At 31.6% G+C, this 5,067-nt stretch carries 4 protein-coding genes and 1 pseudogene; 1 reads left to right on the forward strand and 4 read right to left on the reverse strand.

Annotated features, from left to right (window positions below; all coding sequences use genetic code 11):
* Positions 1-222: 222 nt before the first annotated feature.
* The 4 genes and pseudogenes from V5787_RS12520 to V5787_RS12535 all read right to left on the reverse strand — a co-directional run.
* Positions 223-2,442, reverse strand: coding sequence for a polyribonucleotide nucleotidyltransferase (locus V5787_RS12520; RefSeq protein WP_336893543.1), 2,220 nt, complete (start codon positions 2,440-2,442; stop codon positions 223-225).
* Between the two features lie 134 nt (positions 2,443-2,576).
* Positions 2,577-2,846, reverse strand: a complete 270-nt coding sequence (gene rpsO, locus V5787_RS12525) for a 30S ribosomal protein S15 (RefSeq protein ID WP_336893544.1) — start codon at positions 2,844-2,846, stop codon at positions 2,577-2,579.
* A gap of 921 nt (positions 2,847-3,767) precedes the next feature.
* Positions 3,768-4,445: a hypothetical protein gene (locus tag V5787_RS12530; RefSeq protein WP_336893545.1), complete on the reverse strand. Its 678-nt coding sequence runs from the start codon at positions 4,443-4,445 to the stop codon at positions 3,768-3,770.
* A 54-nt stretch (positions 4,446-4,499) separates the two neighbouring features.
* Positions 4,500-4,895: pseudogene (locus tag V5787_RS12535) on the reverse strand (ISAs1 family transposase); the annotation flags it as partial.
* A 52-nt stretch (positions 4,896-4,947) separates the two neighbouring features.
* Here V5787_RS12535 and V5787_RS12540 point away from each other — a divergent pair.
* The coding region (locus tag V5787_RS12540) for a transposase (protein WP_336893546.1) at positions 4,948-5,067 on the forward strand (120 nt) is incomplete at its 3' end.

A 5,067-nucleotide genomic window follows, 5' to 3' on the forward strand; every position in this document is an offset into this window, starting at 1 on the left:
CTAAAAACTAAAGGAAAATGAACCAAAAAATAGATCCATAACTAACATAAACAATGAAAATAAGAAAAAAAATATAAATTTTAGATTTAAAAAGTCAAAATTGAAATCTAAAAATGAAAAGAGCATTATGCAACGGTCTTAGATTCTTTTTTAGTTGTTTTTTTATATAAAAAAACCCCATCAAAATTAACTGATGGGATTTTAACTTATTAAACTAAGAGATTAATTTCTTGATTCTCTTGGTTTTCTGTCGTCTCTTCGGTTATCTCGTCCACGATTATCTCTACCTCTAGAGTTATCTCTAGGTGGTCTAGCAACATATCCTTCTGGCTTCTCTAACAAAGCTTTACGAGATACTTTTTCTTTACGTGTTTTAGGATCTTGTCCGAAGTACTTAACTTCAAATTCATCACCCATATTTACAACATCAGTTACATTTTCAGTACGTTCCCATGCTAATTCACTAACATGTAATAATACTTCATTACCTGGAGCGTCTAAGTACTCTACTACTGCACCAAAATCTAACATTTTAATGACTCTTACTTTATAAGTATCTCCTCTTGTAGGTTTGAAAATAATAGAATCAATTTTCGCTAATACAGCGTCGATTCCTTCACTTCCAGTTCCTAAAATTTCAACAATACCTTCTTCAGTAATAGGATCTTCATTAATAACGATAGTACAGCCAGTAGATTTTTGTAATTCTTGAATTACTTTTCCTCCAGGCCCAATCAAAGCACCAATAAATTCATTAGCAACTCTTCTTGTGATCATTTTCGGTGAATGAGATTTAACATCTGCATTCGGTTGAGAAATAGTTTCCGTAATTTTATCTAAGATATGTAAACGTCCTTCACGAGCTTGTTTTAATGCATTTACTAAAATCTCGTAAGACAATCCTTTTACTTTAATATCCATCTGACAAGCAGTAATACCGTCTGCTGTTCCTGTTACTTTAAAATCCATATCCCCTAAATGATCTTCATCACCTAAAATATCAGATAATACAGCATAACGATCACCGTCAGAAATTAATCCCATAGCAATTCCTGAAACTGGTTTTATCATTTGAACACCTGCATCCATCAATGCCATTGTTCCAGCACAAACAGTTGCCATAGAAGAAGAACCGTTAGATTCTAAAACTTCAGACACAACTCTTACTGTATAAGGACATTCATCAGGAATCATTCCTTTTAATGCTCTTTGAGCTAAGTTTCCGTGCCCTACTTCTCTACGCGAAGTTCCTCTTAAAGGTCTTGCTTCACCTGTACAAAATGGAGGGAAATTATAGTGTAAATAAAATCTCTCTTCACCTTCGTTTGTTGGTGAGTCGATAATATTTGCATCTCTAGATGTTCCAAGAGTAACTGTAGCTAATGCTTGTGTTTCTCCACGAGTAAAGATTGAAGAACCATGTGTAGATGGTAAATAATCTACTTCACACCAGATAGGTCTGATATCTGTAGTTTTTCTTCCGTCCAAACGTAAACCTTCACTTAATGTTAATTCACGTACTGCCGATTTTTGTGCTTTATTGAAATATTTTCCAATTAAGTCACCATATTCAGCTATCTCTTCTTCAGTGAAAGATGCTTTTAAAGTTTCTTTAACTTCAGCAAATGCTTCTGTTCTTTCTACTTTAGAAGTACCTCTTTTAGCAATATCATAACATTTTTGATATACTGCGTCGTTAATTTTTGAAGCTAATTCTTCGTTATCATTAGCAACTTCATATTCACGAGTTTCTTTTTTCCCAAAAGCTTCAGCCAATCTAACTTGAGCAGCACATTGAAGTTTAATTGCTTCATGTCCGAATTTAATAGCCTCTGCCATTTCTTCTTCACTACACTCATCCATTTCACCTTCTACCATCATTACTGAATCAGCAGAAGCCCCAATCATCATATCAATATCAGCTTCAGCCAATTGAGTTTTGTTTGGGTTAATGATAAATTCTCCATTTACTCTTGCTACACGAGCTTCAGAAATTGGAGTTTCAAAAGGAATATCACTTAATTGAATTACTGCAGATGCAGCTAATCCAGCTAATGCGTCTGGCATTACATCTTCGTCATGAGACATTAATTGAATCATTACTTGTGTTTCTGCATGGTAATCCTTTGGAAATAATGGACGCAATACACGATCAACTAAACGCATAGTTAGTACTTCAGCATCACTCGGTCTTGCTTCTCTTTTAAAGAAACCTCCTGGATATTTACCTGCTGCTGCAAATTTTTCTCTATAATCTACTGTAAGTGGTAAAAAATCTACATCACTTTGTTTGTAGTTCGATACAACGGTACACAACAACATTGCTTTTCCCATTTGTACAACAACGCTTCCATGAGCTTGTTTTGCTAATTTTCCTGTTTCTAGCGAGATTGTTCTTCCATCTCCAAGGTCGATAACCTCTTTAAATACTTTTGGAATCATACTTTAAATTTCTAAATTTTGTTACTAAAAAATGTCTGTGTGTTGTTTTGGGGTTGTTGAATTCCCAGTGGAGTAATCATTCGGAGTACCAAAAATAAAAAAGAGGCAATCAATATTGCCTCTTTTTTCAGCTTTTATTTTCTCAAACCTAATTCCTTGATAATTGCACGGTATCTTACGATATCTGTTTTGATCAAGTAATCAAGTAAACTTCTACGTTTTCCAACTAATTTAACTAGTGAACGCTCTGTATTGTAATCTTTACGATTGCTTTTTAAGTGTTCTGTTAAATGGTTGATTCTTTGTGTAAACAAAGCGATTTGACCTTCTGAAGATCCTGTGTTTGTTTCAGATCCTCCGTGTTTTTTGAAAATCTCTTTTTTTGCTTCTGATGTTAAATACATGCTAACATTAAATTTAATTATTAATAATTTTTATGTATTGATAATGTGTGTTATCAAGGTTGCAAATATACTATTATTTTTCGTTGAAACAATTTGTTTTAGTCTTTATATATAGGACTAAACACTTTTAGTATTATTAGAATCAATAGTTTAAGTTCCTCTCTATAATTATTATGAAATTAATGTCAATTACCAATCCCATCCTTAACAATTAAAAAAAGAGCTAAATTCAAGCCTTATACCAAATAAACTTCAAAATGATTGATTAAATTAGTTTCTATTTCCTTTATATTTCAATATAAAATAGAACAGTAACCTTGGCTATTCTTATGTTTTTTATTTCATTTAAAGAAAAAAATATTTCAAATTTATAATCAACCAATCTGAAATTCATTTGGTATTATAATTTTAACCCCCTAAAAAAGATCGTAATAATGTCGAGATGTGTTATAGTTCTTTCACCTTCAATTAAAGCTATTTCACACAGTTTTGATAATTTTCAAGAGAAGTTGTTTCTATCTTTGACAGTATAAATAAAATGAAAATTTATATTGGTTACTATTTTTGAAATGGGATATAGTTTTAATGATTGCTGTAAGAGTTGTTAGGTTCTCTTTCTGCTTATAAATTATAAAGTCTTTCAAAATTAAAAATCCTGATTATTAAGTTAATCAGGATTTTATTATGTATAATCCAAAGAAAATTGAAGAATAAGTTCCCCCGTTTTAACAGGAAAACAACCTATGGAATGTTATTTATATTTGGTTTATTGAATAGTTAGTTGTTGTAGCCTCGATAAACAAGTATCATTTCAGAATTCTTAAAATATTTGACATTAAACTTCGATAAGAAATTCTTATAAATATGGACAAATGGGAAGGGGACTTATTAGTTATTTACGTTCTTGTTTTATTTTTCTTCTTAAAAACTTGTTCCTGCGCCAATAACTAAATTAGGTTCCCACTGATCATATGGTGAGTTTTTGTCATTTATCATATCAAATAAAACATGGACAGAAATCCAAGAACGGTTACTTACTCTTTTTCTTATTCCAGCACCAGCCCATAAATAAGGAACCCATTCTCGACTTGTTTGATTTGCTATTGTTGTTTGTTCATAACTAAAGGCTTCAGGAGCTACATGTAAATAGATGTCGCTAAATGCAAACCATCGTAAAAAAGTTCCAATTCCGTAATTGTGATATTCATAACTATTACTCCCAAATTTTTGTTTTGAATAGGTATAATAGAATTTTACACCTGTATATAATGAAGGGCGTAAACGATAACCAATTGTTGGGGCAATAGTAATAGATGTATAGTTTCCAAAAGTTGCACCAAAGGTACCTCCAAAATAGAGTTTTTTAACAAATGGTATAGCAGATTTTTTTTCGTTTTCATGTTTCGCCTTTTGGGTAGTCTGTGTACTTTGGGCGGGAGTTGTTTCTTTAGGTTGTATAACTTGTGTACTTGTAGCTGGAATAACGACTTGGTTTATTTTTTTAGCTTCTTCTGGAATTTTGTTGTTGATTTCATTCTCGTTTTGCGCCTGTGCAAAAAAAGTGAAGAATATAATTACTAAGGCAACTAGCTTTTTCATATAAGTTAATTTTGAGTAAATATACAAACTAAGAACTATAATTCCAGGGCAAACTCACACTTTTATGTTTAGCACTTTTAAAAGGTAATGATGATTCCACCCCGCTTTAAGTCTCTTTCCAGCAACACCTTGTTTTTTAGTTTTTTCATTTTTCAATAGATTTAGTGCTATCTTAAGTAATATTGAATAATTTTGAGCTGCGTTGTTCTTTCTCTTTCTTGAAGCATCTTCTGAGAAAGCAACATCTAATATCCAATGTAATTTGTTTTCCACTCCCCAATGTGAACGAATATGACCCTGGAGGTTTACCGCTTTATCTTGTAAACTAGAAATATAATAACGGATGGACTTTTCTATTGATTTATCACTGTTTTTGAACTCCCTTATGCTTTCTATCTTTATAACCTGAGTCAGTTTATTCCATTTGTTATCAGGATTTTGAATAAACTTACTGAGTTAGTCATTTAGTTTCTGTATCTTAGTGTCATTAAATATAACAGATATGGATGTTTTTCAAGGTCAAAATATACTGAGTTTTATAAAAGAACTACCAAATGATGAAGCTTGTAAAGCTTATTTGGCAAAAATAAAATGGTCTGAAGGTTTTATATGTAGTAAATGT

It is taken from the genome of Flavicella sp. (genome assembly GCF_037132785.1).
Lineage (GTDB): Bacteria > Bacteroidota > Bacteroidia > Flavobacteriales > Flavobacteriaceae > Flavicella.